Annotated in this window: 32 protein-coding genes; 31 read left to right on the forward strand and 1 reads right to left on the reverse strand. The window is 35.6% G+C overall.

Annotated features, from left to right (window positions below; translation table 11 throughout):
- Positions 1-12 precede the first annotated feature (12 nt).
- The 26 genes from efp (at position 13) to F9U64_RS16180 (ending at position 23002) form a co-directional block, all read left to right on the forward strand.
- Positions 13-570: an elongation factor P gene (efp, locus tag F9U64_RS16055; RefSeq protein ID WP_153405915.1), complete on the forward strand. Its 558-nt coding sequence runs from the start codon at positions 13-15 to the stop codon at positions 568-570.
- Between the two features lie 181 nt (positions 571-751).
- Positions 752-1675: a stage III sporulation protein AA gene (gene spoIIIAA, locus F9U64_RS16060; RefSeq protein ID WP_153405916.1), complete on the forward strand. Its 924-nt coding sequence runs from the start codon at positions 752-754 to the stop codon at positions 1673-1675.
- The gene (gene spoIIIAB / locus F9U64_RS16065) at positions 1672-2184 is read left to right on the forward strand and encodes a stage III sporulation protein SpoIIIAB (RefSeq protein ID WP_153405919.1); all 513 of its coding nucleotides are present in this window, start codon (positions 1672-1674) and stop codon (positions 2182-2184) included. Before spoIIIAA ends, spoIIIAB begins: the two co-directional genes overlap by 4 nt.
- A gap of 14 nt (positions 2185-2198) precedes the next feature.
- Positions 2199-2405 carry a stage III sporulation protein AC gene (spoIIIAC, locus tag F9U64_RS16070; RefSeq protein ID WP_153405921.1) on the forward strand — a complete coding sequence of 69 codons (207 nt, stop codon included), beginning with the start codon at positions 2199-2201 and terminating at the stop codon, positions 2403-2405.
- 5 nt (positions 2406-2410) lie between these two features.
- Complete coding sequence (spoIIIAD, locus tag F9U64_RS16075) at positions 2411-2803, forward strand: stage III sporulation protein AD (protein ID WP_153405922.1); 393 nt, start codon at positions 2411-2413, stop codon at positions 2801-2803.
- Positions 2804-2821: 18 nt separating this feature from the next.
- A complete protein-coding gene (gene spoIIIAE, locus F9U64_RS16080; RefSeq protein ID WP_153405924.1) occupies positions 2822-3997 on the forward strand; it encodes a stage III sporulation protein AE in 1176 nt (391 codons plus the stop codon).
- An 11-nt stretch (positions 3998-4008) separates the two neighbouring features.
- The gene (gene spoIIIAF, locus F9U64_RS16085; RefSeq protein WP_153405926.1) at positions 4009-4626 is read left to right on the forward strand and encodes a stage III sporulation protein AF; all 618 of its coding nucleotides are present in this window, start codon (positions 4009-4011) and stop codon (positions 4624-4626) included.
- Positions 4619-5257, forward strand: coding sequence for a stage III sporulation protein AG (spoIIIAG, locus tag F9U64_RS16090; protein ID WP_323125857.1), 639 nt, complete (start codon positions 4619-4621; stop codon positions 5255-5257). The genes spoIIIAF and spoIIIAG overlap by 8 nt, the downstream gene beginning before the upstream one ends.
- 19 nt (positions 5258-5276) lie before the next feature.
- Positions 5277-5858, forward strand: coding sequence for a SpoIIIAH-like family protein (locus F9U64_RS16095; RefSeq protein WP_153405927.1), 582 nt, complete (start codon positions 5277-5279; stop codon positions 5856-5858).
- Between the two features lie 148 nt (positions 5859-6006).
- On the forward strand, positions 6007-6495 hold the full coding sequence (accB, locus tag F9U64_RS16100; protein WP_153405929.1) for an acetyl-CoA carboxylase biotin carboxyl carrier protein: 489 nt from the start codon (positions 6007-6009) through the stop codon (positions 6493-6495).
- 12 nt (positions 6496-6507) lie between these two features.
- Positions 6508-7866, forward strand: a complete 1359-nt coding sequence (accC, locus tag F9U64_RS16105) for an acetyl-CoA carboxylase biotin carboxylase subunit (RefSeq protein WP_153405931.1) — start codon at positions 6508-6510, stop codon at positions 7864-7866.
- Between the two features lie 33 nt (positions 7867-7899).
- Positions 7900-8295 (forward strand): Asp23/Gls24 family envelope stress response protein, encoded by a 396-nt coding sequence (locus F9U64_RS16110; RefSeq protein WP_153405932.1) that lies wholly within the window; start codon positions 7900-7902, stop codon positions 8293-8295.
- A gap of 374 nt (positions 8296-8669) precedes the next feature.
- Positions 8670-9047: a transcription antitermination factor NusB gene (gene nusB / locus F9U64_RS16115; RefSeq protein ID WP_153405934.1), complete on the forward strand. Its 378-nt coding sequence runs from the start codon at positions 8670-8672 to the stop codon at positions 9045-9047.
- A gap of 17 nt (positions 9048-9064) precedes the next feature.
- Positions 9065-9928: a bifunctional methylenetetrahydrofolate dehydrogenase/methenyltetrahydrofolate cyclohydrolase FolD gene (gene folD, locus F9U64_RS16120; protein ID WP_153405936.1), complete on the forward strand. Its 864-nt coding sequence runs from the start codon at positions 9065-9067 to the stop codon at positions 9926-9928.
- A gap of 97 nt (positions 9929-10025) precedes the next feature.
- Complete coding sequence (gene xseA, locus F9U64_RS16125) at positions 10026-11378, forward strand: exodeoxyribonuclease VII large subunit (protein WP_153405938.1); 1353 nt, start codon at positions 10026-10028, stop codon at positions 11376-11378.
- Positions 11368-11601 (forward strand): exodeoxyribonuclease VII small subunit, encoded by a 234-nt coding sequence (xseB, locus tag F9U64_RS16130; RefSeq protein WP_153405939.1) that lies wholly within the window; start codon positions 11368-11370, stop codon positions 11599-11601. The genes xseA and xseB overlap by 11 nt, the downstream gene beginning before the upstream one ends.
- Complete coding sequence (locus tag F9U64_RS16135) at positions 11602-12486, forward strand: polyprenyl synthetase family protein (RefSeq protein WP_153405940.1); 885 nt, start codon at positions 11602-11604, stop codon at positions 12484-12486. It begins immediately after the preceding gene.
- Positions 12487-13205: 719 nt separating this feature from the next.
- Positions 13206-13781: a hypothetical protein gene (locus F9U64_RS16140; protein WP_153405941.1), complete on the forward strand. Its 576-nt coding sequence runs from the start codon at positions 13206-13208 to the stop codon at positions 13779-13781.
- Between the two features lie 81 nt (positions 13782-13862).
- The gene (gene dxs / locus F9U64_RS16145; RefSeq protein WP_153405942.1) at positions 13863-15761 is read left to right on the forward strand and encodes a 1-deoxy-D-xylulose-5-phosphate synthase; all 1899 of its coding nucleotides are present in this window, start codon (positions 13863-13865) and stop codon (positions 15759-15761) included.
- A 7-nt stretch (positions 15762-15768) separates the two neighbouring features.
- The gene (locus tag F9U64_RS16150; protein ID WP_153405943.1) at positions 15769-16590 is read left to right on the forward strand and encodes a TlyA family RNA methyltransferase; all 822 of its coding nucleotides are present in this window, start codon (positions 15769-15771) and stop codon (positions 16588-16590) included.
- Positions 16591-16648: 58 nt separating this feature from the next.
- Positions 16649-17098 (forward strand): transcriptional regulator AhrC/ArgR, encoded by a 450-nt coding sequence (ahrC, locus tag F9U64_RS16155; RefSeq protein WP_153405944.1) that lies wholly within the window; start codon positions 16649-16651, stop codon positions 17096-17098.
- Positions 17099-17114: 16 nt separating this feature from the next.
- Positions 17115-18839: a DNA repair protein RecN gene (recN, locus tag F9U64_RS16160; protein WP_153405945.1), complete on the forward strand. Its 1725-nt coding sequence runs from the start codon at positions 17115-17117 to the stop codon at positions 18837-18839.
- Positions 18840-19101: 262 nt separating this feature from the next.
- Entirely contained in the window at positions 19102-20382 is a 1281-nt protein-coding gene (spoIVB, locus tag F9U64_RS16165; RefSeq protein ID WP_153405946.1) for a SpoIVB peptidase, read from the forward strand.
- 259 nt (positions 20383-20641) lie between these two features.
- Positions 20642-21421 (forward strand): sporulation transcription factor Spo0A, encoded by a 780-nt coding sequence (gene spo0A / locus F9U64_RS16170; protein ID WP_153405947.1) that lies wholly within the window; start codon positions 20642-20644, stop codon positions 21419-21421.
- Between the two features lie 167 nt (positions 21422-21588).
- On the forward strand, positions 21589-22560 hold the full coding sequence (locus F9U64_RS16175; RefSeq protein ID WP_153405948.1) for a tyrosine-type recombinase/integrase: 972 nt from the start codon (positions 21589-21591) through the stop codon (positions 22558-22560).
- A gap of 13 nt (positions 22561-22573) precedes the next feature.
- On the forward strand, positions 22574-23002 hold the full coding sequence (locus F9U64_RS16180; RefSeq protein ID WP_153405949.1) for a hypothetical protein: 429 nt from the start codon (positions 22574-22576) through the stop codon (positions 23000-23002).
- A 375-nt stretch (positions 23003-23377) separates the two neighbouring features.
- Here F9U64_RS16180 and F9U64_RS16185 read toward each other — a convergent pair whose 3' ends face one another.
- Positions 23378-23626 (reverse strand): helix-turn-helix domain-containing protein, encoded by a 249-nt coding sequence (locus F9U64_RS16185; protein ID WP_153405950.1) that lies wholly within the window; start codon positions 23624-23626, stop codon positions 23378-23380.
- Positions 23627-23755: 129 nt separating this feature from the next.
- Between F9U64_RS16185 and F9U64_RS16190 the strand changes: the two genes are divergently transcribed.
- The 5 genes from F9U64_RS16190 (at position 23756) to F9U64_RS16210 (ending at position 26169) form a co-directional block, all read left to right on the forward strand.
- Positions 23756-24073, forward strand: coding sequence for a hypothetical protein (locus F9U64_RS16190; RefSeq protein WP_153405951.1), 318 nt, complete (start codon positions 23756-23758; stop codon positions 24071-24073).
- The gene (locus tag F9U64_RS16195; protein ID WP_153405952.1) at positions 24070-24309 is read left to right on the forward strand and encodes a hypothetical protein; all 240 of its coding nucleotides are present in this window, start codon (positions 24070-24072) and stop codon (positions 24307-24309) included. Before F9U64_RS16190 ends, F9U64_RS16195 begins: the two co-directional genes overlap by 4 nt.
- A 443-nt stretch (positions 24310-24752) precedes the next feature.
- A complete protein-coding gene (locus F9U64_RS16200; RefSeq protein WP_153405953.1) occupies positions 24753-25007 on the forward strand; it encodes a hypothetical protein in 255 nt (84 codons plus the stop codon).
- A 564-nt stretch (positions 25008-25571) separates the two neighbouring features.
- Entirely contained in the window at positions 25572-25901 is a 330-nt protein-coding gene (locus F9U64_RS16205) for a hypothetical protein (RefSeq protein ID WP_153405954.1), read from the forward strand.
- A 22-nt stretch (positions 25902-25923) separates the two neighbouring features.
- Complete coding sequence (locus F9U64_RS16210; RefSeq protein WP_153405955.1) at positions 25924-26169, forward strand: hypothetical protein; 246 nt, start codon at positions 25924-25926, stop codon at positions 26167-26169.
- Positions 26170-26232 lie beyond the last annotated feature (63 nt).

A 26232-nucleotide genomic window follows, 5' to 3' on the forward strand; every position in this document is an offset into this window, starting at 1 on the left:
AGGAGGAAAAATATGATTTCAGTAAACGAATTTAAAACAGGTTTAACAATTGAAGTTGATGGCGGAATTTGGCAAGTATTGGAGTTCCAACATGTAAAGCCAGGTAAAGGTGCGGCTTTTGTGCGTTCCAAATTACGTAATTTAAGAAACGGAAACATTCAGGAAAAAACTTTCCGCGGTGGTGAGAAAGTGAACCGTGCCCATATTGAAAATCGTAAAATGCAATATTTGTATGCATCGGGAGATACACATACATTCATGGACACTAGTTCTTATGAACAAACAGAACTTCCAGCAAACTCAATTGAACGTGAACTTCAATTTATCAAAGAAAATATGGAAGTGCATATTCTTTCTTATCAAGGCGAAACAATTGGCGTTGATCTACCTAATAATGTGGAATTAACAGTTACGGAAACAGAGCCTGGTATAAAAGGTGATACAGCAAGCGGCGGGACGAAACCGGCAACTTTAGAAACAGGTTTAGTAGTCCAAGTACCATTTTTCGTCAATGTTGATGATGTGCTAGTGATCAGTACAAGTGATGGAAAATACGTATCACGTGCATAAACTATTGAATAATAGAGGTTATCAAGTGTAATGCTTGGTAGCCTCTTTTTTTGTTGCATATATATTAGAAAAAAGTAGAACAACGGGATGTGATAGAATTTGTTTTTCTATTATGTAATAACTAAAATCTTGCTGCATAGAATGAGTAGAGAAAAAGGTTAGATGGAAGTGAGGCTTTTGTATGGAAGTAATCTATTCCTTATTACCTGAACATATTGCTTGGGAGATTCGACAATTCATTAAAACAGAACACTTTCATCCTCAAGAGATTCGACTAAGAATTGACAGGCCGATTGAATTAAATAAAGGCAGGCAAGTTCAATGGTTATCTCATCTTAGAATATCACAAAAAGATGCGAAATATATTTTAAATAGAATTAGTGATCACTCAATTTACAGGCTAGAGGAAGAATTACGGCAAGGATATATAACCATTAAAGGCGGGCACAGGATAGGAATATCGGGTTCTGTAATAGTAGAAAACAGTGCGGTAAAAGCAATTAAGCACATTAGCTCTTTCAATATTAGAATATCAAATGATGTCTCAGGCATATCCAAACCATTCCTTCCATTATTATATGACCATCATTATCTAAGCACATTAATTATAGGTCCTCCCCAATCTGGCAAGACCACACTATTAAGGGATATAGCGAGATATGTTTCAAGTGGCCTTCACAAGATACCTGCTCAGAAAACAGCAGTGGTTGATGAAAGATCAGAAATTTGTGCGTCATTAAATGGTATCCCCCAATCAGAAAGCGGCCTTCGAATTGATGTGCTTGATCAGTGTCCAAAATCAGAAGGGATGATGATGCTTGTACGCTCTATGTCACCTGAGGTCATTATTGTCGATGAAATTGGAAACGAAAAAGATGTACAAGCAATCCTTGAAGTAATCAATGCAGGTGTATCTATTATGTGTTCCGTTCATGGCAGGAGCTATGAAGAAGTACTGAGAAGACCTGCTTTAGCACCTTTATTCACTCTAAACCTTTTTAACAGAATCCTTGTTTTGTCAAATTCCAATCAAGTGGGGGAAGTTATTCAAATTTTAGATAGTGAAGGAAATAATATAACAAAGCAAAGTGAGTATACAGTATGAAATGGATAGGCGCTCTTTTCGTTGTGATCACTTGCTTATTTGCTGGTTTGGAATATGCCAGAAAATTAGAACAACGTCCGAAAATTATCAGATTGTGGAAAAATTCCCTGCTCATACTGGAAGCAGAAATGGTCTACAGTCATGCTGCTGTCCATGAAGCATGTGATAACATTGCACAACAAATGAAAGGTCCCCTTGCCCATTTTTTTCAGACCATAAGCAGAAGATTACAAATGGAACCACTGGAGTTATATGAGATCTGGGATGAAGAAGTGGAAAAATTATGGACAAGAATTGCGCTAAATAAAGAGGATAAAGAAATCATTAAACAATTTGGCAGGACGCTAGGACAACACGATATTATCCAACAGAAAAAATATATACAGTTAACAATTGCGCACTTGGAGAATAAACACCAGGAAGCAATCGAAATGAATCAACGCTACGGTAAAGTATCTGGAAGTCTTGGGCTGCTTTTTGGACTATTTATCGCGTTACTCTTGCTATAGAAAGGTGATTGGTGATGGTTGGTGATACAAGTATATTATTTCAAATCGCAGGAATTGGCATTGTTGTAGCCATGATTCATACCGTTTTAAAACAGATGGGGAAAGAAGAATTTGCTCAATTTGTCAGTCTTGTTGGGTTTATCATTGTTTTAATATTTGTTATCAATAGTATTTCAGATCTCTTTGAACAGATAAGAGCTGTATTTTTTTTTAGAGGATAAAGATAATGGGAATATTTGAAGTCGTTAGTATAGGGATAGTAGCTGCCGTTCTCGTACTCCTGTTGAAAGATAAGCAGCCAGCCATTGCTTACTTAATTATTGTTCTCACTGTGCTATATTTCTTTATTTTTTTAATTCAATATGTCAATGAAATTCTTCAATTAGTAACATACCTTGGAGAAGAGGCAAACATCCAAAGTTTTTATATTAAAACGATATTACAAATTATAGGTATCTCTTATATCGCTGAAATAGGTTCCAACATTGTAAAAGATGCAGGATTAGAGTCAGTTGCCTTTAAAATTGAACTAGTTGGCAAAATATTTATCCTGATTTTGGCGATACCGATTTTTCAGTCGTTAATTGAAACGATTATTAACCTTTTTCCAATGTCGTAAATATGGGAAGGATTTATTATGAAATTACGCTATAAATCATTCTGCTTATTCATTGTTATCTATTTATTTGGACAACCTCTTGTTTCCTATATGGCAGTCGAGGAATCAGATCAAGTCTTTCATAATTATCAGGAAGTTCTTTCTGGAAGTGAACTGGAAAGTTATTGGCAGCATTTATCAGAACAATACAGTAATGTTTTCCCGGAGTTAAGAAAAAACGACTTTTGGTCAATGGTACGAGATCAGAATCAGATCAGTCTTGATTCCTGGTTTAAAGGATTTATGCGATTTTTTCTTTATGAAATTATTGAGAATGGAAAATTGCTGGCTACATTAATGCTGTTAACTTTATTCTGTCTTTTATTACAAACAATCCAGAATGCCTTTGAGAGACAAGTTGTCAGCAAAGTTGCCTACGCTGTGGTCTATATTATGCTCATCATTATTGCAATGAAAAGCTTCAAGCTTGCTTCCACATATGTTACTGACACAATTAATATGGCGCAAAGTTTTTTGATTGCACTAATCCCGCTGCTTCTGGGCTTGTTAGCTTCACTGGGACACCTTTTATCAATCGCATTCTTTCACCCGATTATTATTTTTCTTATTCACACAAGCGTATTTGTAGTCTCAAAAGTAGTCATGCCTTTAATCCTGTTATCTGCCATTTTACAGATTGTGAGTACTTTAAATTCTGAATATAAAGCGACAAAGCTAGCAAACCTGATTAAAAACATCGCAATAAGCATAATGGGGATTTTATTAACAGTTTTTCTGGGAGTGATCTCTGTCCAAGGGGCGGCTAGTGCTATTCAAGACGGAATTGAAATGAAAACAGCAAAATTCGTAACTGGCAACTTCATTCCCGTTATTGGAAGAATATTCACAGATGCTACCGATACGGTGTTAAGTGCGTCTGTTCTGGTCAAAAATGGAATCGGAATTATTGGCATCATCATATTAATTATAATCGTGATGTTTCCTGCGATAAAAATCTTTATCATATCCTTGATGTACAAAGTAACAACAGCTATATTGCAGCCGATTGGGGATGGACCAGTGATTGAGTGTCTGGATATAATCGGCAAACATATCCTGTATTTATTTGCCGCGTTGCTTCTAGTCTCTTTCATGTTCTTTTTCACCATTGTCATTTTAATCATTTCAAGCAATATAACTATGATGGTTAGGTAGGTGGCAACGTTTTGGAATATTTCACTAACTGGATTTTGCAAATTGTTATCTATATGATACTGGCATTAATTGTAGACTTGATCTTGCCAAGTTCCAAAATGAAACAATACGCTAAGCTTGTTATTGGCATACTGTTAATCCTTATTATACTCCAGCCTATTCTGTCCCTGTTTAAAGTGGATCTTGATCAGTTCATTTCACCCATGATTGAGTCAGGTCAAATGGAATCACTCGATCAATTGGTTAAAAATGAAACAAATATTAATAAAAGTGAAATAGAATCAGTTAATCAAGCATATGTATTAGAAGAAGTGGTTGTCCAAATGGAAAATTTAGTGGAGGAGGAATTAAAATCTGCCTTTCAATTATCTATCCATCATTTAGATGTGACGCTGGACAAAGAATCAAATGATGACAAAGCAATAATAGATAAAGTTTTTGTACAAGTTATCCCTTACGAAGAAGCAATGCAAGTTGTAGAATCAGTGGAAATCCAAATCGGAGAACCCGAAGCCATTCAGGACACGGAACCTCCTGACAACAGTAAATTAATGAAGTTTCTGGCAGAAGAATGGCAAGTAAGTGAAGAAAATATCATCATAGAAAGGGAGGAGGAAGAAAGTGATTGATAAACTTAAAGAGTTATTTTCTTCATTAAAATCAAATGAAAAAAAACCAACGAAACTGCATTATATAGCATTTATTGGCCTTGTTGGTATTTTTCTCCTTTTAGTCAGCAATATGTTTCAACCAGGTTCTAATGGAGAATCAACCGTCACACCGATAAAAGAAGAGTTAGGAAATTCAACAGAGGAAGAAGCATGGAAGCAAAAAGAATCCGCAGATGCAACTTCAAAAATAGACAGTTTGGAGGAGGCTTATGAAAATGATTTAAATCATTTACTTGAAGAGATGAATGGGGTATCCAATGTGGAAGTAATGGTTAATCTTGATGCAACCAACCAAAAGGTGTATCAGAAAAATCTGATTATCGGTTCACAGGTAACAAATGAAACTGATCAAAATGGCGGCGAAAGAAAAATTGATGATGAAACAAGGGAACAATCTGTTGTGATATTGAGACAAGGAGATCAAGAAGTGCCATTACTTGTCCAGACAAAGAAACCAGCAGTAAGAGGGGTTCTAATCGTTGCAACAGGCGTAGAAAACCTGGAAGTGAAAAAATGGGTGATAGATGCTGTCTCAAAAGTATTAGATGTACCTGAACACCGTGTATCTGTCATGCCTAAAAATAAATAATTTTCAAGGAGGAATAATAATGTTAAAAAAGCAAACAGTATGGTTACTTACAATGTTAAGTTTAATGATTGTCTTAAGTGTCTATTATTTAAATGCACCAAATGAAGGGGATTTAGCATATTTTGACACAGATTTAGAGAATCCTGATCAAGTTGCTTCTCAATCTTTAAACAATCCAAATGAAGAAGGAGCATCAGAATTAGAGAGTGAACTTGGAACAGAATTAGATACTTCTTCCATCTCTTCTGAGGAGTATTTTGCAGCAGTTAGAATGGAGATTACAAACCAGAGAAGCATGGAGAAAGAACGATTGGAAGCAATTGTGGCATCAGCAGAAGCATCTTCAGAAGAAAAGAACCAGGCATATGACGAAATGAAAGAAATTGAAATGCTGGAATCAAAAGAAGCTATTGTGGAAGATTCGATTAAATCATTAAACGGTTATGAGCAAGTATTAGTTCGCAATGTGTCAGACAATAATATTGTTGTAACCGTTCAAACAGACTCATTATCAAGTGCTGAAGCCAATCAGATTATCCAGCAGACAAAAGAAGAGTTTCGCCAGGCAGAAGACATTGAAGTCGTATATCAAACAAAGTAAATAAGGCTAATGTTGACAGTAATGATATGGTTACTGTCGTTTTTCTTTTCTAAAATGGTTGCAGTTTTAAAATTGTTTGCGTAAAATGTTAGAAGGAGTTATTAGTACCTGTTATTAAATGTTACTAAGGATGAAAGGGTGCACTGAGATGTTATCAATCAAAGAATTGGAAACACTAATTGAAAAATTAGATAAATCATCAATTGATGAATTTACTTATGAAGCAAATGGAGCAAAACTAAAATTAAAAAAGAATAATACAATTGCAGAACCAGTTAGTAAAGAGGTTGTACATAAACCAATAGAAGTTCAACCACAGCAAGTGGTTCAGAAAGAAGAAACGGTGGAGCAAGTTCAGCAGGAAGTTTCTGTTCCTCAAACTGCTGTGAAAGACTATGATCATGAAATTAAATCTCCGATGGTTGGAACTTTTTATAGTTCACCGTCTCCGGATCAGCCGGTATTTGTTCAGACTGGTGATACTGTAAGCGGAGATACAATTGTATGTATTGTGGAAGCAATGAAATTATTTAATGAAATTGAAGCAGATGTAAATGGTACAATAACAGAAATTCTAGTTGAAAATGGTGAACTCGTAGAATACGGTCAACCACTATTTCGTATTAAGACAGTATAAGGGGATGAAACTGTGATTAAGAAACTCTTAATTGCGAATCGAGGAGAGATTGCTGTAAGAATCATTCGCACATGTAAAGAAATGGGGATCGAAACGGTTGCTGTTTATTCGGAAGCTGATCGTGAAGCTTTACACGTTAAAATGGCAGATGAGGCATACTGTATCGGTCCAAAATTAAGCAGTGAAAGCTATTTGAATTTTACTAACATTATGAGTGTAGCTACATTAACTGACTCAGATGCTATACATCCAGGATATGGGTTTTTGTCTGAAAATGCAGACTTTGCAGATATATGCCAAGCTTGTAATGTTACGTTTGTCGGTCCAAGTTCTTTTGCTATCCAGAAGATGGGTACGAAAGATGTTGCCAGAGAAACAATGAAAGCAGCAGGCGTTCCAGTTGTTCCAGGTTCAAACGGAATTATAGAATCTGAAGAACAAGGATTAGAAGTTGCGAACCAAATTGGTTTTCCTGTAATTATTAAGGCAACTGCTGGCGGCGGCGGGAAAGGAATCCGTGTGGCCCGCAATGAAGAAGAATTAACAAAAGGAATTCGTGTTACCCAAAACGAAGCGGAAAAAGCTTTTGGTAACCCAGGTGTTTATTTAGAGAAATATATTGAAGATTTTCGTCATGTTGAGATTCAGGTCTTAGCAGATAACCATGGGAATGCTATTCATTTAGGAGAGCGTGATTGTACTGTACAAAGGCGTCTTCAGAAATTAATAGAAGAAACTCCTTCGCCAGCTATCGATGAGAAGATGCGTAAGAAAATGGGAGATGCTGCAGTAAAAGCGGCCAAAGCTGTAAATTATTCTGGAGCTGGAACGATTGAATTTATTTTTGATAATAAAGAAAATAAATTTTACTTTATGGAAATGAATACAAGAATTCAAGTAGAGCATCCTGTTACAGAGATGGTCACTGGCGTTGATTTGATTCGTGAACAGATTAATATTGCAAACAATGAACCTTTATCTTATAAACAAGAGGATATTACTTTTGAAGGCTGGGCGATTGAATGTCGTATCAATGCAGAGAATCCGGAAAGAGATTTTATGCCATCCCCTGGAGAAATCACGATGTATTTAGCCCCAGGCGGTTATGGTGTACGTGTAGATTCTGCTGCCTACCCTGGATATCAAATTCCGCCTTATTATGACTCTATGATTGCAAAACTTATATCATATGGCAAAACACGAAAAGAAGCCGTAGACAAAATGAAACGGGCATTAGATGAGTTTGTTATCGAAGGTGTTTACACAACGATACCTTTCCATCGAAAAATGATGGTCCATCCTGTTTTTGTTGAAGGTGATTTTAATACAAGGTTTTTAGAAAAGTATAGTATAATGAAGGATGAGGAGTAAGGACTTCCGTATATTTTGAATAGGAGGGAAATTATGACGAATGCTAATTTGCTGCATGTAGGAGAACCTTCCCAACTTGGTAAAGTAGAAATTGCACCAGATGTCCTTGAAGTAATTGCAGGAATTGCTACAACAGAAGTAAAAGGTGTATCAAGTATGCGTGGCAATTTTGCATCAGGGGTCGCAGAGAAATTAGGCAAGAAAGCACATGGTAAAGGAATTAAAGTGGATTTAACAGATAGTGGTGTGGCAATAGATGTTCATACAGTAGTTGACTATGGGTATTCTATTCCAAAAGTGGCAGAAAATATCCAGATCAACATAAGACAGACGATTGAAAATATGACGGCAATTAACATTAAGGAAATTAACATTCATGTTGTTGGCGTTCAAATGGAAAATCAGGAATTCCCAGAAAGTGAAGAATAGGAAAGGAGCCCACAATATATATAATTGTGGGCTTTATTTCGCCTTTTGAAAAACGTGTTATAACTCAATGGACAGCAGAACGTCCTGTCTTAAAAATGATTAAAAAATGATTATTTGATAAACGATTTATCTTATAGGTTATAGTGCGAGTTCAAAAAGTCGGCAAGAAGGTCGAGGCAATGCAAGTGAGGAGCATTGGAACGTAGGTTTTGAATAAGTGAGAAGCGGACTAGCAAACCATCAAAGAGAATCTCCGCTTATCATTTGGTGACTTTTTGAATATCCTCTTATACTCATTTGTAATCAAATTCATAACATGATATCATTTGTTAATGAAATAAATCATGAATTTGATCGTGATAAGGAGTAGAACAATGAAACGACGAACTGCACGAGAAAAAGCATTACAAATCCTTTTCCCGCTGGATCGTGAAGAGTATAATGTGAATGAAGCGATGAATTATTTAATTAGTGACGAAGAACAAGACTCATTTTTAATTAACTTAGTTAATGGAGTTGTTCAAAACAAAGAAGAAATTGATGAAAAAATCTCCGCAAATCTTCAGAAATGGTCACTGAATCGATTGGCAACAGTCGAACGTACTTTACTGAGAATTGCAACATATGAGCTTTTTTATGCTCAAGATGCACCATCGAGTGTTGTCATTAATGAAGCAATCGAAATTGCTCATATATTTGGTGATGATAAATCAGGTAAATTTATTAATGGTGTGTTATCAAAAATGTTATAATACAGGGGGAATATACAATGACAGCAGAAGTTATTTATGGAAGTGAATTAGCGCAGTCAATGAGAGATAACATGAAGGAAGAAGTCCAACAATTAAAGACAGAAGGAATTGTGCCTGGGCTAACGGTTATTTTAATTGGAGAGGATCCTGCTTCAAAATCATATGTACTTGGAAAACAGCGTGCATCTGAATATGTAGGGGTTGACTCTGACTTAATTACATTGCCGGAGTCAACAACGGAAACAGAATTGTTGACATTAATTCATGAACTGAATAATAAAGAGTCTGTTCATGGTATTTTAGTGCAATTGCCACTTCCTAAACATATTAATGAACAAAAAGTGATTGAAACAATCTCACCAGAAAAAGATGTGGATGGTTTTCATCCGGTTAATATCGGAAGAATGATGACAGGGAAAGATACGTTTTTCCCGTGTACACCTTTCGGGATCATTCAAATGCTGAAATCAAAAGATATTAAAATTGAAGGGAAACATGCTGTAATTATCGGCAGAAGTAATATTGTTGGTAAACCTGTGGGGCAATTACTGTTAAATGAAAATGCAACGGTGACATACTGCCATTCCAGAACCAAAGACATGGACCAATTTATATCACAAGCAGATATTCTGATTGTAGCGGTTGGAATAGAACATTTTATAAAAGGTGACAATATTAAAGATGGCGCAATTGTAATTGATGTTGGTGTGAATCGCACGAAAGAAGGTACGCTAACCGGAGATGTCGAATTTGACAGTGCAAAAGAAAAGGCAAGTTTCATTACGCCGGTTCCTAAAGGTGTTGGACCAATGACCATTACAATGTTATTACATAATACAATTAAGTCAGCCAAAATTCACCATGGGGTTTATAACCGTTAATATTATTTGAATGTGGTTTCACACATAAGGTCATTGCAGATATTGCTAATGGCCTTTTCTAATAAAAATGACTAAGTACTAGAAATGAGTGTCAGGGATGGAAGATAAATACCTTTCAGTTACTGCTTTAACAAAATATATTAAGAAAAAATTTGATGTGGACAACCATTTAAGTAATGTCTGGTTAAGAGGGGAAATCTCTAACTTTAAGCACCACAGCAGAGGCCATATGTATCTGACAATAAAAGATGACAATGCAAGTATTCGAGCAGTAATGTTCTCTCGCCAGAACATAAAGATGGATTTCCAGCCCGAAAATGGTATGAAAGTATTAGTACAAGGGAATGTAAGTGTTTTTGAATCAACTGGCCAATATCAACTATACATTCAGGAAATGCAGCCAGACGGAATAGGGGCCTTACATTTAGCATTTGAACAGTTGAAAGAGAAACTGACAAAAGAGGGCTTATTTGAACAAGAGTACAAAAAAGATGTGCCTGCATATCCAAACAGAATTGCTGTCTTAACATCACCTACTGGAGCAGCTGTCCGAGATATTTTAACTACTCTGGAAAGAAGATATCCGCTAGTTAATGTCCTGGTTGTCCCTATTCTTGTTCAAGGTAAATATGCAAAAGAATCGATTTCTGAAGCAATCAAGAAAACGAACGCCTTATCAGATATTGATGTTATTATTCTTGGTCGTGGTGGTGGATCAATTGAAGAATTATGGGCATTTAATGAGGAAATTGTTGCTCGCTCGATATTTGATTCAACTATACCGATAATATCCGCAGTTGGCCATGAAACAGATTTCACTATCAGTGATTTTGTTGCAGATATCCGTGCAGCAACTCCAACAGCAGCTGCTGAAATTGCTGTGCCATCAAAAAAAGATCTTTTGGAGTATACCAGGCAGTTAAACCGGATGTTAACAACTACCGTGAACAAACATATTCATCACAAGAAACAAAGCCTGCAGCATCTGCAGGAATCTTATGCGTTTAAATACCCGAAGCGTTTCATTGCAGAGAAAGAACAATTATTAGACCGGTTAATTGAAAGAAAGCAGTTGTCTATAAGCCGTTTTGCAAAAGACAAGCACGATAAATGGAGCTACCTCGACAAACGGTTAGCTTACAATAATCCTGAGCGAATCATTCAGATTAAAGAAGAGAAATTAAGAAGTCTAAGCAATCAATTAAAGGTAAATGGAAAACAAACATTAGAGAGAAATAAAGCGAAATTCAGCCACCAATTGTCTCAACTGGAGTTGCTCAATCCAATGAATATTATGTTGAGAGGATATTCCATCTCATATAATGAGCAAAATCAATTGATTACAGAAACAAAGCAATTGAACGTTGGCGATAACTTTCATGTCCAAGTAGCGGATGGGAAAATATTTGCGGAAGTAACAGATTTGGAGGGGAAAAATGATGGCGACTGATCAACCAATATCATTTGAAGAAGCACTAAAGCAGTTAGAAGAAATAGTGAATAAAATGGAGGCAGGCGATATTCCATTGGAGAAAGCAATGGAATATTATGCAGAAGGATCGAAACTGTCAAAAATTTGTCATGAAAAACTGGTGCAAGCTGATAAACAATTAAGAGAGATAATGGATGATAATGGTGAGTTATCGTTATTTACGATACAGGAGGAAAATTAGGTGGAAGCAAACTTAGCAAGCTATATTCAGGAAGAACGCAGTAAACTTAATCAGTTATTATCCAGGTATTTAAATCATCTTTCCACACCTGAAATACTGGGCCAATCAACAAAGTACTCCATCGAAGCAGGTGGCAAAAGATTACGGCCAATATTGATGAAACTGACTTGTGAAGGATTAAATGGAGATCCTGAAAGGGTATATCCTGCAGCAATGGCTCTCGAGATGATTCATACATACTCACTTATTCATGATGACCTTCCTGCAATGGATAATGATACATATCGGCGAGGCATGTTAACAAACCATAAAAAATTTGATGAAGCTACCGCAATTCTGGCAGGTGACGGGTTACTAACAAACAGTTTTCAATTAATTACGGAGACAGATTATTATACCGACAGTGAAAAAGTTTTTATTATAAAGAAATTAGCAGAAGCAAGTGGGCTTGAAGGAATGGTTGCTGGACAAGTAATGGATATGCAAGCAGAAAAAGAACTGACAACCGTTGAACAGTTAGAAAATATTCATCGTTTGAAAACAGGCAAGCTTTTAACATTTTCCGTAGTAACAGGGGCATTTTTAGCGAACGCAAAACAAGAAATACTAGAAATGATGGAGCAATTCGGCACAACAATCGGGTTAATATTTCAAATTCAAGATGATATACTTGATGTCATTGGGGATCAGGAAATTATGGGAAAAGCCTCTGGAAGTGATGAAGGCAATCAAAAATCAACTTATCCTTCCTTATTAGGTCTGGAAGGGGCTATAGAGCATAAAAATCGATATGTAATGCAGGCAAAACATTTATTACATGAGATGAAATTAGACCAATCGTTATTGGAACAGCTTGTCGACTATTTAAGCAATCGTGACCAATAATATTGAGAAAAGATATAATTGATGGTATAATGTATATACTAAAGTGGAATGGTGCAGTATCCTAGTCAATCCTCCATTTCTGAAGGCAGGCCTAAAAATCTGCCAAAGGGCACATCGATGAAGTTCCTTGTGTTGGCTTGAGGCGCCCAGCCTTGGGTCAATGCTGGGAGTTAAGGTTAAAGGGCGATCCACAAAGGCATGTGGGCGTAGACCCTTTTTCCGCGGAGGCCCATCTCTGTTTTTGTCGCTTAGCCGAGGGACGAGAATGGAATGGGGTATGAACCTACTTAAATAAGGACGGGATTCTTATTAGTAGCGTAGCCTGCCTTGAGTGGTGCGAAGGGGATTACAGGCAATAAAGTGTCTTTATTAGGTGGCCACTAATGAGGACATGTTTTTCTGTATGAAATTCGTACTGCAAAAGAGGCTAGGAAATGGTTAAGGATTGTTGAGGAAATCTCCTAGGCTGTTCTGTTCTAAGACATTGATGAGGGATTATAGTGCGGACTAAGTGGTAATCCAGTCTAGCTGTCGGTGACGGCGCTAAGACAGGTTTAAAGGGGAACCGCCAGAATGGCAACATTCGGTACTTGTCTGGGAAAACCTACTGGACCTAAGCCGTAGTCTTTACTTCTTCAATGACCAGTCCACACTATTTATCATATTATAGCTGTATTAATATAAAGGGTAAAAGATGAATACATAAATGAGGTAAATTCATGAATAAGACTCAATTGAAAAAGTCAATAAAATTTAGTTTAAGTATTGCCGTTATCACATTCGTGCTAGCGGCTATTTTTTCAATCGTCTCTTCATCCGTGCTAGGTGGAGTTTTGTCCATCATCGGGTTATTGATCGTATTTATTATTGTGCTGATTGGTGTATTTTTTGATATGCTTGGTATTGCTGCTACTGCTGCAGATGAAGTTCCTTTCCATGCAATGGCAGCTGAGAGAGTAAACGGGGCCAAACAAGCAATTATTATTGTAAGAAATGCAGACAGGTTCGCAAGCTTTTGTAATGATGTGATAGGTGATATTTCCGGTATTATCAGTGGAACAGCATCAGCCATTGTAATCTTGCAAATTGCAAATAACTTCGGGTATAGTGAAGGTACAACTTTACATTTAACTTTATCCGTTTTCCTGACTAGTTTAGTTGCTGCATTGACTGTTGGAGGTAAGGCCTTAGGAAAGTATCTGGCAATACATGCATCAACTAAAATTATATTTTCTGTCGGTAAAATAATTGCATTTTTAGAAGATAAGCTTAAAATAAAAATACTATCTAAATAAATATGTTATTTGCGTTTATGGATGGGTAAATGTTAAACATAGAGAAGACTATAAATGAATGAAGCAGGGAGGGCACCGATTGTGGACCTTACCAAAATGAAAGATCCAAAATTTTTAAAACAATTGTCGGTGGAAGAATTAGATGAACTAGCGAAACATATTCGCCAGTTTTTAATTGAGAAATTATCAGTAACAGGTGGACATCTAGGTGCAAATTTAGGTGTTGTAGAATTAACATTGGCGTTACACAAACATTTTAACAGCCCAAAGGACAAGCTGATCTTTGATGTGGGCCATCAATCCTATATTCATAAGATGCTGACAGGAAGAACAGACCAGTTTGATACTTTACGTCAATTTAAAGGTCTTTGCGGATTTCCAAAAATGTCAGAAAGTGAGCATGATGTCTGGGAAACAGGTCACAGTTCTACATCATTATCTGCTGCAATGGGTATGGCTGTAGCTAGAGATATGAAAAATGAGGATCATGCAGTTGTACCAATTATTGGTGATGGTGCATTAACCGGTGGAATGGCTTTAGAGGCATTAAACCATATTGGCCACGAAAAGAAGAAGTTAACAGTCATACTTAATGACAATGAAATGTCCATTGCCGGAAATGTTGGAGCACTTCATAAAGCTCTAGGCAGAATGCGCAGTGCGGGTAAGTATAACAGGGTAAAAGACGAAATTGAATACTTGATGAAAAGAATTCCGGCTGTTGGCGGAAAAATCGCCCAGACTGCAGAGCGTGTGAAAGACAGCATGAAGTATTTTATGGTTCCTGGTATGCTGTTTGAGGAATTTGGATTTACGTATTTCGGTCCAGTTGACGGTCATGATTTTAAAGATCTGGAAGAAAACCTGCAATATGCTTCCAAAACGGATGGACCAGTGCTCATTCATGTTATCACTAAGAAAGGGAAAGGTTATCAGCCTGCTGAAAGTGATAAAAAAGACAGATGGCATGGTGTAGGTCCTTATAAAATTGATTCTGGGGAAAAAATTAAACCAGTTGATAATAAACCAGCATGGAGTCAAGTTGTCAGTGATGCAGTGGAAAAAATTGCAGAAAAAGATGATCGGGTTGCAGTCATCACTCCTGCCATGATTCTTGGATCGAAATTGGAGAAATTTCAAAAGCACTTTCCTGATCGCCTGTTTGATGTAGGGATAGCGGAGCAGCATGCTGTGACAATGGCTGCAGGGATGGCAACACAAGGCATGAAACCATTTGTCGCCATTTATTCCACTTTTCTGCAGCGTGCTTATGATCAGATGGTTCATGATGTTTGCCGCCAGAAGTTAAATGTAGCGTTTGGTATTGACCGTGCAGGATTAGTTGGAGCTGATGGAGAGACTCATCAAGGCGTTTTTGATATTGCCTTTCTGAGACACTTGCCAAACATTGTTCTGATGATGCCTAAGGATGAAAACGAATGTCAGCATATGGTGCATACTGCTTTGTCTTATAATGACGGTCCGATCGCCTTACGTTTTCCAAGAGGTAATGGATTAGGGGTGCATATGGACAAAGAATTTCAACAGCTTCCAATTGGAAAATGGGAAGTTCTTGAGAAGGGGAATGATGCAGTCATTCTTACTTTTGGTACAACCATCGAAATGGCGTTATCTGCCAGTAAGAAATTGAAAAAAAGCGGCGTTAATGTTGAAGTAGTAAATGCGCGTTTTCTTAAACCTTTAGATAATGAGATGCTTCATGACATAATGAAAAGAAATGTGCCGATTTTAACACTGGAAGAAGCAGTTCTCCAAGGTGGATTTGGAAGTTCAATTCTGGAATTCGCGGAGGAAAACAGTTATTATCCAAGATTAAAACGAATGGGAATACCTGATCAATATATCGAGCATGGAAGTGTCAACAAATTATTAGAAGAGATTGGCTTAACAGAAGATCAAGTTATAACGGAAATAAACCATTTATTGCATCCACAAAAGAATAATATAAAAAGGGCATGATAAGTACATGAGTAAAAAAATTCGTCTAGATCAATTAATTGTTGATCGTGGTCTGATTGATTCAAGAGAGAAAGCAAAAAGTACCATTATGGCTGGCTTGGTATTTTCGAATGGCCAAAGATTAGAGAAGCCTGGGACAAAGGTGAATGATGATATTCCGCTTGAGGTAAAAGGAAAGGTAATACCATATGTCGGCAGAGGCGGATTAAAATTGGAAAAAGCTCTTCATTTCTTTCATATTTCTCTGGAGGATCGCATTATGGTTGATGTTGGTTCATCTACAGGCGGTTTTACCGATTGTGGTTTGCAGAATGGTGTAAAGCTAAGTTATGCGATAGATGTGGGTTATAATCAATTAGATTGGAAACTAAGGAATGATCCGCGTGTTGTTGTTATGGAACGAACGAACTTTAGACATGTAACACCAGATATGATCAGGCATGATATACCAGACTTCGCCACAGTGGACGTTTCCTTTATTTCTTTGAAATTAATCCTCCAGCCACTGTATAATATACTTGCAAATGTATCAGACTGTGTCATATTAATTAAGCCGCAGTTTGAAGCAGGCAGAGAGCAAGTTGGAAAAAAAGGAATAGTCAGAGACCCGGCAATTCACAAGCAAGTAATCGAAGAGATTTTATCCTTTGCTGATGGTATCGGTTTTTCGATGGAGGGATTAACATTCTCTCCTATAACGGGAGGAGACGGTAATATCGAATTTCTTGCCTGGCTGAAAAAAGGAACGGAAATGACTGACCAAAGCAGATTAACTGAACTTGTTGACAATGTGATCAGTGAAGCACACCTAGAGTTGACGAAGAGATAATTGGACTACGAATATTGTAGTCCATTTTCGTATGAAAAAATTTATTGGAGGAATATAGATGAATAAAGCACAAAGGCATATTAAAATTAGGGAAATCATCTCCGAAAATGAAATAGAAACACAAGATGATCTGGTGAACTGCTTTAGAGATTTAGGTTATGCCATCACACAAGCGACAATCTCTCGCGATATCAAAGAATTGCATTTAGTAAAAGTGCCGACGACGGAAGGGAAGTATAAATACAGTTTACCTGCTGATCAAAAATTTAACCCATTGAATAAGTTAAGAAGGTTTATAATGGATGCATTTATCAGTATTGATACAGCTACCCATTTTATTGTAATGAAAACACTCCCAGGTAATGCCCAGGCTATGGGAGCATTAATCGATAACCTTGGCTGGGAAGAAATTATTGGCACTATATGTGGTGATGATACCATCCTTATTATATGCAAAACAAACGAAGACGCGGAAGCGTTAAAAGAAAAATTCTTAGAAATGCTTTAATCAGAGGAGTGTTAAAATGTTAACAGAACTTTCGATTAAAAACTTTGCCATTATTGACCAGTTATCGATTACATTTCAAAAAGGGCTGACTGTCCTAACTGGGGAAACAGGTGCAGGGAAATCGATAATTATTGATGCTCTTAGTTTATTAACTGGTGGCAGAGGGTCAGTGGAGTATATTCGCCATGGGGAAAAGAAAGCGGAGTTAGAAGGTTTATTTATTATTGATGAAGAACATCATCCGATATTTGAAAAAGCTGAGCAATTAGGAATGGATATAAATGAAGATAATATGGTAGTACTTCATCGCACGATCTCACAATCAGGCAAAAGTATTTGCAGGGTTAACGGGAAGTTAACAACGTTAGGGATTTTAAAAGAAATTGGTCAATTGATGCTCGACATACATAGTCAGCATGAAACACAAGCATTGTTAGACCCGGAAAAACACATTGAATTATTAGATTATTTTTATCAAACAGTCCAGCCGAATTTTATAGATGAGTACAAAGCCATCTATAAAAACTGGAAATCATTACAACTACGTTATGAGAGACAAAATAAAAATGAAAAAGAACTGGCACAGCGTCTTGATTTGCTGCAATTTCAACTGAAAGAAATTCAATCAGCAAATCTGATTCCAAATGAAGATGATGAACTTTTAGAGGAAAGAAACAAATTACAGAATTTCGAAAAAATATATCAAAATTTAACAGATGCCTATAATGGATTATACGGAGACCAGCGTGCTTTAGATTGGCTTTCGTTTGCTTCTAATCACTTAGAAATTGCCGGGGAAAACAATTATGAGTTAAAGGAAATTTATGAGCAATTTATCGATAATTATTATATTATAGAAGAATTATCCTACAAAATGAGACAGCAGATTGATGAAATGGAGTTTGACCCAGAGCGGTTGCAAATAATTGAATCAAGGCTTAATGAAATCAGCCAATTAAAAAGAAAGTATGGATCAACGGTAGAAGAAATTATTGAATATAGTGCTAAAGTAGAAGAAGAATTAGATGAAATAGAAAATAATGATCAACATATTAAGAAGTTAGAAAAGCAATTAGCAGAATTATCGGAAGATTTACTTTTAGAAGCTAAAAACTTGCATGATCTGCGCAAAAAAGCGGCTAACACTTTAGAGACAGCGGTTTTGAGCGAATTAAAGGAATTATATTTAGAAAAATCCCAATTTATAGTAGATGTAGCAATATTACAGAGTTCATCAAATGAATTGGTGATAGGTGGGGAAAAGGTTAAAGCAACAGAAAAAGGAATTGATCAAGTACAGTTTTTCATTTCAACAAATCCTGGAGAGCCGCCGAAACCGCTGAACCGTATTGCTTCAGGCGGGGAAATGTCCCGGATTATGTTAGCATTGAAAAACATCTTTGCCAAACACCAAGGTATAACAAGTGTTATTTTTGATGAAGTCGATACTGGGGTTAGTGGAAGAGTTGCTCAAGCGATGGCAGAGAAAATGTACAATATATCGATTGGATCTCAAGTGTTGTGTATTAGTCATTTACCACAAGTTGCTGCCATTGCTGATAATCATTTAAGAATTGAAAAACAGGTGAAAAACGAGCGAACTCATACCATTGTGAACGAATTGGATTTTGATGAACGAATTGCGGAAATTGGAAAAATGATGACAGGAACGGAGTTAACAGAAGCTTCTAAATTACACGCAAAGGAATTAATTGAAGCGAATAAACAATTGAAAAAATAATAAATGGAGGCTTGAGTCAGCAGGGATTTTTTCGTTATTGATCATTAGTAAAGCTTTGCGTCTGTGTTTATTTTTTTATTTTTCGTTATCTTAATATGTATAAACAAGTGCACACCCTTCAGGCTGAAAATAAGTCAATTTTTTCTAAGAAAAGTGGAAAACATCACAAGAAATTGCTATGTTTTACGGGTTTAAAAAACCTGTTCAAAGGCCAAATTAGTTATACAGATAAAATGATCTGTAAAACAAGGAGGGTGATGTAATGAAAAATGATTGGATTAGAAAAAGTATAGGGTTAATACTCCTTGTCTCTTTATTGACACTACCTTGGACAACACCATTTCAAATATATCTTTCAATCCCCAATCAGCTGAAAGTATTCAGCAGTATCGACCAGATTAATTTACCTGCATTAGGTGATGCTGTTACTGTTACAACAAGTGAACAGTCGCAAGCAAATTCAGCTGCGGAAATTATGCCATATGCTGAAGAGAGTGGCGACTCAGAAGTTATCTACACATTTTCAGATATTCCGTTAAAGAAAGTAGACATTTCCGTATATGACGATTATTATGTCGTCCCTGGCGGCCAATCAATCGGAATAAATTTACACACAGAAGGCGTACTTGTTGTAGGGCATCATTTAGTGTCAACAAATAATGGGGAAATATCACCAGGTGAAGAAGCGAATATAAAAGTAGGAGACAGTATTATTCAAATAAATGATCAATCGATCAAGAATATGAAAGAAGTTGCTCCCTTGGTGAAGAAAGCTGGTGAAAATAACAGTACATTGAAGGTGGAATTGAAACGAGGTAACCAAACCATTGAAACAAGTTTAAAACCATATAAAGATAAAGATGATAACCAATACCGAATCGGTTTATATATTCGCGATTCAGCTGCAGGAATCGGAACAATGACATTTTATGATCCGAAGACAAAAAAATACGGTGCATTAGGTCATATTATTTCGGATATGGATACAAAAAAACCTGTTGAAATAAACAATGGTTCGATTGTTAAGTCAAACGTAAGAGAAATAAAAAGAGGCGAGAATGGTATACCTGGAGAGAAACGAGCAGATTTTGATTTGAATGATGAAAAATTAGGAAACATAACAAAAAACACACCATTCGGTATATTTGGATCATTAGAAAATTTGCTTGATAAAAATAAATGGTCTAAACCAATGCCTATCGCTCTTCCTAACCAAGTAAAAGAAGGTAAAGCACAAATTCTAACCGTCATTGAAGGCGAAAAAATTGAAGCATTTGATGTAGAAATAGTTAATAATGTAGTTCAGGAAGCTCCTGCGACCAAAGGAATGATTGTAAAAATTACTGATGAAAGACTTTTGGACGCTACTGGGGGAATTGTTCAAGGGATGAGTGGAAGTCCTATTATTCAAAATGGACGTTTAATTGGAGCAGTCACTCATGTATTTGTAAATGACCCGACAAGTGGTTACGGTGTTCATATTGAGTGGATGTTAAATGAAGCGGGAATAGATATTTATCAACAATCAAATAAAGCCAGTTAATCGAAAGGTTGCCATGAATGGTAACCTTTTTCTTGTATATTTCAAGAAAAATTGGTATCTTTAACTATAGATTAAAGATTTTTCGACAAACATAAAATTATATATAATATATTATAGAAATTGGTCGAAAAACAGAGAAAAATCAAGCAAATCGAAAAAAATAAAAGTTTTTCCTAGGAAAAGAAGGATTTGTTATGCTTTTGTCGAAAATATTAACTATACGAAAATATGTCTATGACCATTTGGAGGAGGAACAGTTTTGGAAAAGTCGAGAGTATTGTTAGTGGACGACAATAGGGAACTTGTGCAGCTTATGGAAGAGTACTTAGAAGACCAAAATGACATGAAAGTTGTAGGGAAGGCTTACAATGGAAAAGAATGTTTGGACATGGTAGAGGAAGCGCAACCTGACGTTATTATTTTGGATATTATCATGCCGCATATAGATGGGTTGGCAGTTTTAAGTAAAATCAAGCAATCTGATCGAACAAAAGGGATACATGTTATCATGCTGACAGCTTTTGGCCAGGAAGATGTAACTAAGAAGGCAGTAAATTTAGGAGCTTCTTACTTTATATTAAAGCCATTTGATTTAGAACATTTGGCTGACCAGATTAGACAAGTGAAAGGTCAGCAAACAGCGATTCAGAGCAGTGATCGAAAAACAATCAGTAATAACAGAAAGTTTGATCTGGAAGCAAGTATTACTAATATTATCCATGAGATAGGTGTCCCCGCTCATATTAAAGGTTATATGTATTTACGTGAAGCTATAACTATGGTTTATAATGATATCGAATTATTAGGCTCCATTACAAAAGTGTTATATCCTGACATTGCGTCCAAATTTAATACTACTGCATCTCGGGTAGAACGAGCTATCCGTCATGCGATTGAAGTTGCCTGGAGCAGAGGTAATATTGATTCAATTTCCTCTTTATTCGGCTACACTGTCAGTGTTTCGAAGGCAAAACCGACGAATTCCGAGTTTATCGCAATGGTTGCAGACAGATTAAGACTTGAACATCGGGCATCATAATTTCATAATAACCGTTGGTATTATAGGGTTTCGATAGGTGGAATTATATTACAGTTATACGGATATGCCAATAAACTTTGTAAAATGTGATAACAAGTAATTATTCATAGGACAATTATTTTCTCAGTCCTCTTTTATCGTCTTAATGATGGTAAAGGAGGATTTTTTTGTTTAATTTTTTAATTGAAATCGATAACTACATGACAGACTGCAATAGCAGAGGATTGTCACAAAAAACAATGAGATCATATGATCAAACTTTAAGGTTATTTATGCGCTATTTGGAAGATGTTCACAATGTTAAGGATGTCAGAAAGGTTAAAACCGAGCATATTAAAGCTTATTTTACTTATATAAGAGAGCGAGGTAAATATGGAGCAATTGCAGATGAAAAGACTAGGCATATAAATAATTTACAGAATAGATCTGACACGGGTGAAAAGGTAAGCGAGACAACTTTAGCCAATTACCAACGAAATATAAATGCTTTCTTTGCTTATTTATACAAAGAAAAAGTAATAAGGAAAAACCCATGTGAAGGTATTGAAAAAATCAAACCGCAACGAAAAGTAAAAAGTTTATTGTCGGAGCAAGAATTACAACTATTTTTCCGTTCATTCGATTTGTCAAAATTCCATGAGTTTAGGACATGGATGTTTGCTCGTTTAATTCTAGATACAGGGGCACGAATTAGCGAACTAAATGAAACAGTACCTAGTGATATTGATTTTCGTAATAATGCGCTACTACTAAGGATCACCAAAAATAAAAAAGAGCGATTCGTATACTTCTCTGGTAAAACAGGAAGATACCTTAAGTCATGGTTGGAATATAGAGACAGGTATACTAACAGCCCACATGTTTTTCCGTCTATAAGAGGAAATAAGATGGACATACGGACAATTGAAACTGCATTTAGAAAGCATTCTAAATTATGTGGAGTAGAAGTAAGACCACATCAATTACGTAATAATTTTGCTAAATATTACTTGTTGAATGGAGGCGATTTTGCTACTCTAAGTCGCTTATTAGATCACTCTTCAGTCGAGGTGACACAACAAATATATCTAGATTTCGCTGACCAAGAAATAAGTAAAAAGTATCAACAACACTCACCGCTTAATAATTTGGATATATGAGGGGAAAATAACGATGAGCAGCATTATAAAACGCAGAAAAACAGCAAATTATACACAAATCAATAACATGCCAATCCAAGAGGATATTATGGATTTAGGAGCAATTGGATTGCTTGTATATATTATGAGCCTTCCTGAGTCGTGGGAACTTCATAAGAGCCAATTACATAATCACTTCACCAGAAGAAAAGTTGATTCTTCTTGGAAAGTGCTTGTTGAGAAAAGATACATTATCGGATTCTATTGCCATGTAAATGGTAAGAAAAGGTATTATTATAATGTTTCAGACATTCCATTTACGCAAGATGATTATGAACAATTTATTTTAGATGTAAAAGATGAATTAGAATCAGAAGAGAATACGGTATATAATATTGAAAAAATCAAAGACTCTCCCCTTGATATACCTGAATTACTTTCTATTGTACAAAACGAACAATAAAATGAGGACAATTCAGAATGTGCAACTATAAAAGAAATAAATACAAAAGAAACATCAAGAAATAAACATTCTTTATCAATTGTTAACAAAGAATCACTGACAAATATTTGTAATGAATATTTCGGCGAATTTGCCGTTGGAAGATGGAATAAGAAGCAGTGGAACACGTTAATTAATCAGTTTGTGTCTGAAGTGTTAAAGAGGAATGATTTTGACCCGCATAAAATTAGAGGGTATATTTATCAATCCTTAAAAAACATATCGAATCACCATGATTACAAACATTCCCAATCGTTTAAAGACTATCAATCTATCATGATGGGGGAGATGGTGGATTAAAATAGACCTTCAGGCAATTACCCGAAAGTCTATGTACTATGCTTGATTATCCGTTGGTACGAATTCAACGATATCAGTTATTTCACACTCTAAATATTCACACAATAAAGCAATGACATCCAAAGCAATATACTCATCATGTTTCATTTTGTGAAGTGTAGATGGCGATATACCTAAGTTTTCTTTTAGATCTTTCTTCTTTACACCTTTATCAATCAGAGTTTTTTCAAATGGCTTGTAGCTAGGTTTAATTGTTGTTGCTTTACGTCTTGAATTTTTAGACATATGTAACACCTCCTATCCAATTATATCAAAAAAGTTCGAGAAGTTGTATAAAAAGTATTGACTTAATATTCTATAAGTTATACTATTATATACAAGAAGTCGAACTTTCATGCGGGAGGGATATAAATAATGAAACAAGAGAAATGGGTTATTTTCACTCGACAGCAAGAATACTTCATCTTTGACATTCATCAAGTATCTAAACACGAAGATTATTTGCGGCAAGAGAATCAGAAGTATCGCACAATATATTATCTGGATAATGTTGCCACTCACTACAAAGTAGGCAAAGGATTAATCCCTATGACAAGAGATGAAGAGCAAGCGATTATTTGCAGCATTAAAGGTGTCGGAAATGAAATGCCTAGATCGTTTATAGAATACTTCTACCTAATTTGCTTCATTATCGGAATTGTGTTCCTGTATATATCTGCAATTAATATTTGAAAGGTGTGAGATCACTGAAGAAAGAAGTACATCCAATATTGATAGAGAAATTTGTACTTGAGATAGCTGTAGCTGAAAAGGAAATTGATGAAGCTAGACAATTGATGGATGATGACTGTGAATATATCGGTTATAGAGAAGGTTTAGTAGATGCCTATAACAACGTATTGAGAAGCCTTAATGTGGGTGAAGATGAGGTAGAGCACATCATGGAAACCATAAATTATGGGAAATAGGAACATATATGGGAATAGTCTCCTGTACTATAATTAGTACAATCTACTATCATATCATGAAGAATTTCATAAATCAACAATTAATTTAAATTTCATCTTGCATAATAAAGAATTTGTCATTATAATAAGAAGTGTAAGGAGGCGAATATTTCCATTCATGACAAATAGACTTGTCAGACACCAATCTTTAAGACAAGCCTTTCACTAAGTATTAAGTTAATAGATCAATAGTAATACACTCGAACAAGTGTACTGCAATACACGGTGTTCGCATCTTTATTGAACATTGACAACTGAATATCAAAAATCCACAAGGAATTAGGTGATATTTTTAATGATACTATAATTAGTACAATGTCGTGTTATTTATTATTATACTGACATTTTGAACAATGTCAATGATTTATAAACTAAAAACTAAATTTCAAAGGAGAAATCGGATTATGAACATGTTTACAAAACAACTATTAGAAGGTAGAACATTCGATGACTTATTCAACATGATAACGGATCTGAGTAATGTAGGTAAAGAAATTGAAATTATTAATATAGATGAATCAGTTACTAAATTCCAAGTTGGAGAAAAGGGACGCATCATTGACTTTTCTTGTGAATTTGGAATTGTCATGTATAAAGCAGAATCAGAAAATGGAGTGGTAAGTTTCATTCCGCATGATTGTGTTCGTTTTGTAGAATAATTTCATCCAGAATTTATTTAAGCAGCATGATTAGTAATAAACCATAGATTGCCACGAGCACCATTTTCCTTTATAACTAATGGATTCTGGTGCTTTTTAAATTTACTCTTTATATTTTATTCCAAAATCATTTAAATATAATCAAGGATAAAAAATAAATTCAATCACAGCTTGCAGAAAGTAGTGAATCTAGGTTTAATCAATAAAAAGAAAGCAGAAGTGGAGGATAGTTCAGAAAACATCTATGGTGATTTAGACGAATTTATCAAAGATTTCGATTAAAAAGGGCATCAATGTCTCAATTTAGAGTTATCGTTAGTAGTGACAAAATGTCACGATCAAAAACAATTAAGGAGGTGTCAAGGAATAAACGGGGTTGCAAGAAAAACTCAGTTAAGTGTGAGAATATCTCAAACTTAGAAATGAAGCTGATAAACACATTATGTGAGTGAAAATTAAAAGAATCTAGGGTTTCTTTGATATTGTTTACAGGAATTATCATGAATGCCTGTAAACGTCTCACAAGAAGGCTCAGAGCCAATAAAAATAAAGGAGAAATGAAAAGTGGATAATGTAATTGATTTTAGCAAATGGCAGAATGAGGATATAAAGCAATTTGAAAAACATATTGAAGCACTAATCAAACTAAATCAGAGTAATCTCTTAACGATTATTAATAAGACTAATGATTTGGATGAATTTATGCAATCCATGGAAGCATGTTCTCAAGGTATTATGGGAGGATATTTTTCTCAAATGGCAGAAATAACATTAGATGATTTACTAGAGAATATTATTAATGGGAATTTTTATTTATTCACTCAGCATGTTAAAGGCATGGTTTTAGAAACTCCCAAAATTAAAGTAGCAATTGAAATGAAAGAATGGAAATAATTCAAAAAGGAGAGTATCAAAAATGAACACGCTAGAAGCAAAAGGTAATCTATTTATCTGTTACAGTCCGTATCTAAGGTGTCATATCGAATCAATCGGAATCGAGCCATTAATTGAAGGCTTGCACCCCAAAACTAATGGGAAATTTAAAGTGTATTGGCAAACTCCTGAGTTAAGTGTAGCCATTAAAGAATATAAACAAATGAGTAAAAAACTAAAAGAGGATGATGTTATTGAGATGGGTAGCCGAAGCCTGATGCTAGTCTAATAATTGGACACAGAGAATGGAGATTTTTATACTGAAACTAATAATTTCTTAGGAGTGTCCAAA

Origin of the sequence: Gracilibacillus oryzae, assembly GCF_009498735.1 — a bacterium.
In the GTDB taxonomy this organism is placed as follows: Bacteria; Bacillota; Bacilli; order Bacillales; family Amphibacillaceae; genus Gracilibacillus; species Gracilibacillus oryzae.

What these genes read in the sequence shown, in the direction of transcription:
- efp (WP_153405915.1), top strand. Translation starts at nt 13, where the DNA reads ATGATTTCAGTAAACGAATTTAAAACAGGTTTAACAATTGAAGTTGAT.
- spoIIIAA (WP_153405916.1), top strand. Translation starts at nt 752, where the DNA reads ATGGAAGTAATCTATTCCTTATTACCTGAACATATTGCTTGGGAGATT.
- spoIIIAB (WP_153405919.1), top strand. Translation starts at nt 1,672, where the DNA reads ATGAAATGGATAGGCGCTCTTTTCGTTGTGATCACTTGCTTATTTGCT.
- spoIIIAC (WP_153405921.1), top strand. Translation starts at nt 2,199, where the DNA reads ATGGTTGGTGATACAAGTATATTATTTCAAATCGCAGGAATTGGCATT.
- spoIIIAD (WP_153405922.1), top strand. Translation starts at nt 2,411, where the DNA reads ATGGGAATATTTGAAGTCGTTAGTATAGGGATAGTAGCTGCCGTTCTC.
- spoIIIAE (WP_153405924.1), top strand. Translation starts at nt 2,822, where the DNA reads ATGAAATTACGCTATAAATCATTCTGCTTATTCATTGTTATCTATTTA.
- F9U64_RS16095 (WP_153405927.1), top strand. Translation starts at nt 5,277, where the DNA reads ATGTTAAAAAAGCAAACAGTATGGTTACTTACAATGTTAAGTTTAATG.
- accB (WP_153405929.1), top strand. Translation starts at nt 6,007, where the DNA reads ATGTTATCAATCAAAGAATTGGAAACACTAATTGAAAAATTAGATAAA.
- F9U64_RS16110 (WP_153405932.1), top strand. Translation starts at nt 7,900, where the DNA reads ATGACGAATGCTAATTTGCTGCATGTAGGAGAACCTTCCCAACTTGGT.
- nusB (WP_153405934.1), top strand. Translation starts at nt 8,670, where the DNA reads ATGAAACGACGAACTGCACGAGAAAAAGCATTACAAATCCTTTTCCCG.
- folD (WP_153405936.1), top strand. Translation starts at nt 9,065, where the DNA reads ATGACAGCAGAAGTTATTTATGGAAGTGAATTAGCGCAGTCAATGAGA.
- xseA (WP_153405938.1), top strand. Translation starts at nt 10,026, where the DNA reads ATGGAAGATAAATACCTTTCAGTTACTGCTTTAACAAAATATATTAAG.
- xseB (WP_153405939.1), top strand. Translation starts at nt 11,368, where the DNA reads ATGGCGACTGATCAACCAATATCATTTGAAGAAGCACTAAAGCAGTTA.
- F9U64_RS16140 (WP_153405941.1), top strand. Translation starts at nt 13,206, where the DNA reads ATGAATAAGACTCAATTGAAAAAGTCAATAAAATTTAGTTTAAGTATT.
- F9U64_RS16150 (WP_153405943.1), top strand. Translation starts at nt 15,769, where the DNA reads ATGAGTAAAAAAATTCGTCTAGATCAATTAATTGTTGATCGTGGTCTG.
- ahrC (WP_153405944.1), top strand. Translation starts at nt 16,649, where the DNA reads ATGAATAAAGCACAAAGGCATATTAAAATTAGGGAAATCATCTCCGAA.
- recN (WP_153405945.1), top strand. Translation starts at nt 17,115, where the DNA reads ATGTTAACAGAACTTTCGATTAAAAACTTTGCCATTATTGACCAGTTA.
- spoIVB (WP_153405946.1), top strand. Translation starts at nt 19,102, where the DNA reads ATGAAAAATGATTGGATTAGAAAAAGTATAGGGTTAATACTCCTTGTC.
- F9U64_RS16180 (WP_153405949.1), top strand. Translation starts at nt 22,574, where the DNA reads ATGAGCAGCATTATAAAACGCAGAAAAACAGCAAATTATACACAAATC.
- F9U64_RS16185 (WP_153405950.1), bottom strand. Translation starts at nt 23,626, where the DNA reads ATGTCTAAAAATTCAAGACGTAAAGCAACAACAATTAAACCTAGCTAC.
- F9U64_RS16190 (WP_153405951.1), top strand. Translation starts at nt 23,756, where the DNA reads ATGAAACAAGAGAAATGGGTTATTTTCACTCGACAGCAAGAATACTTC.
- F9U64_RS16200 (WP_153405953.1), top strand. Translation starts at nt 24,753, where the DNA reads ATGAACATGTTTACAAAACAACTATTAGAAGGTAGAACATTCGATGAC.
- F9U64_RS16210 (WP_153405955.1), top strand. Translation starts at nt 25,924, where the DNA reads ATGAACACGCTAGAAGCAAAAGGTAATCTATTTATCTGTTACAGTCCG.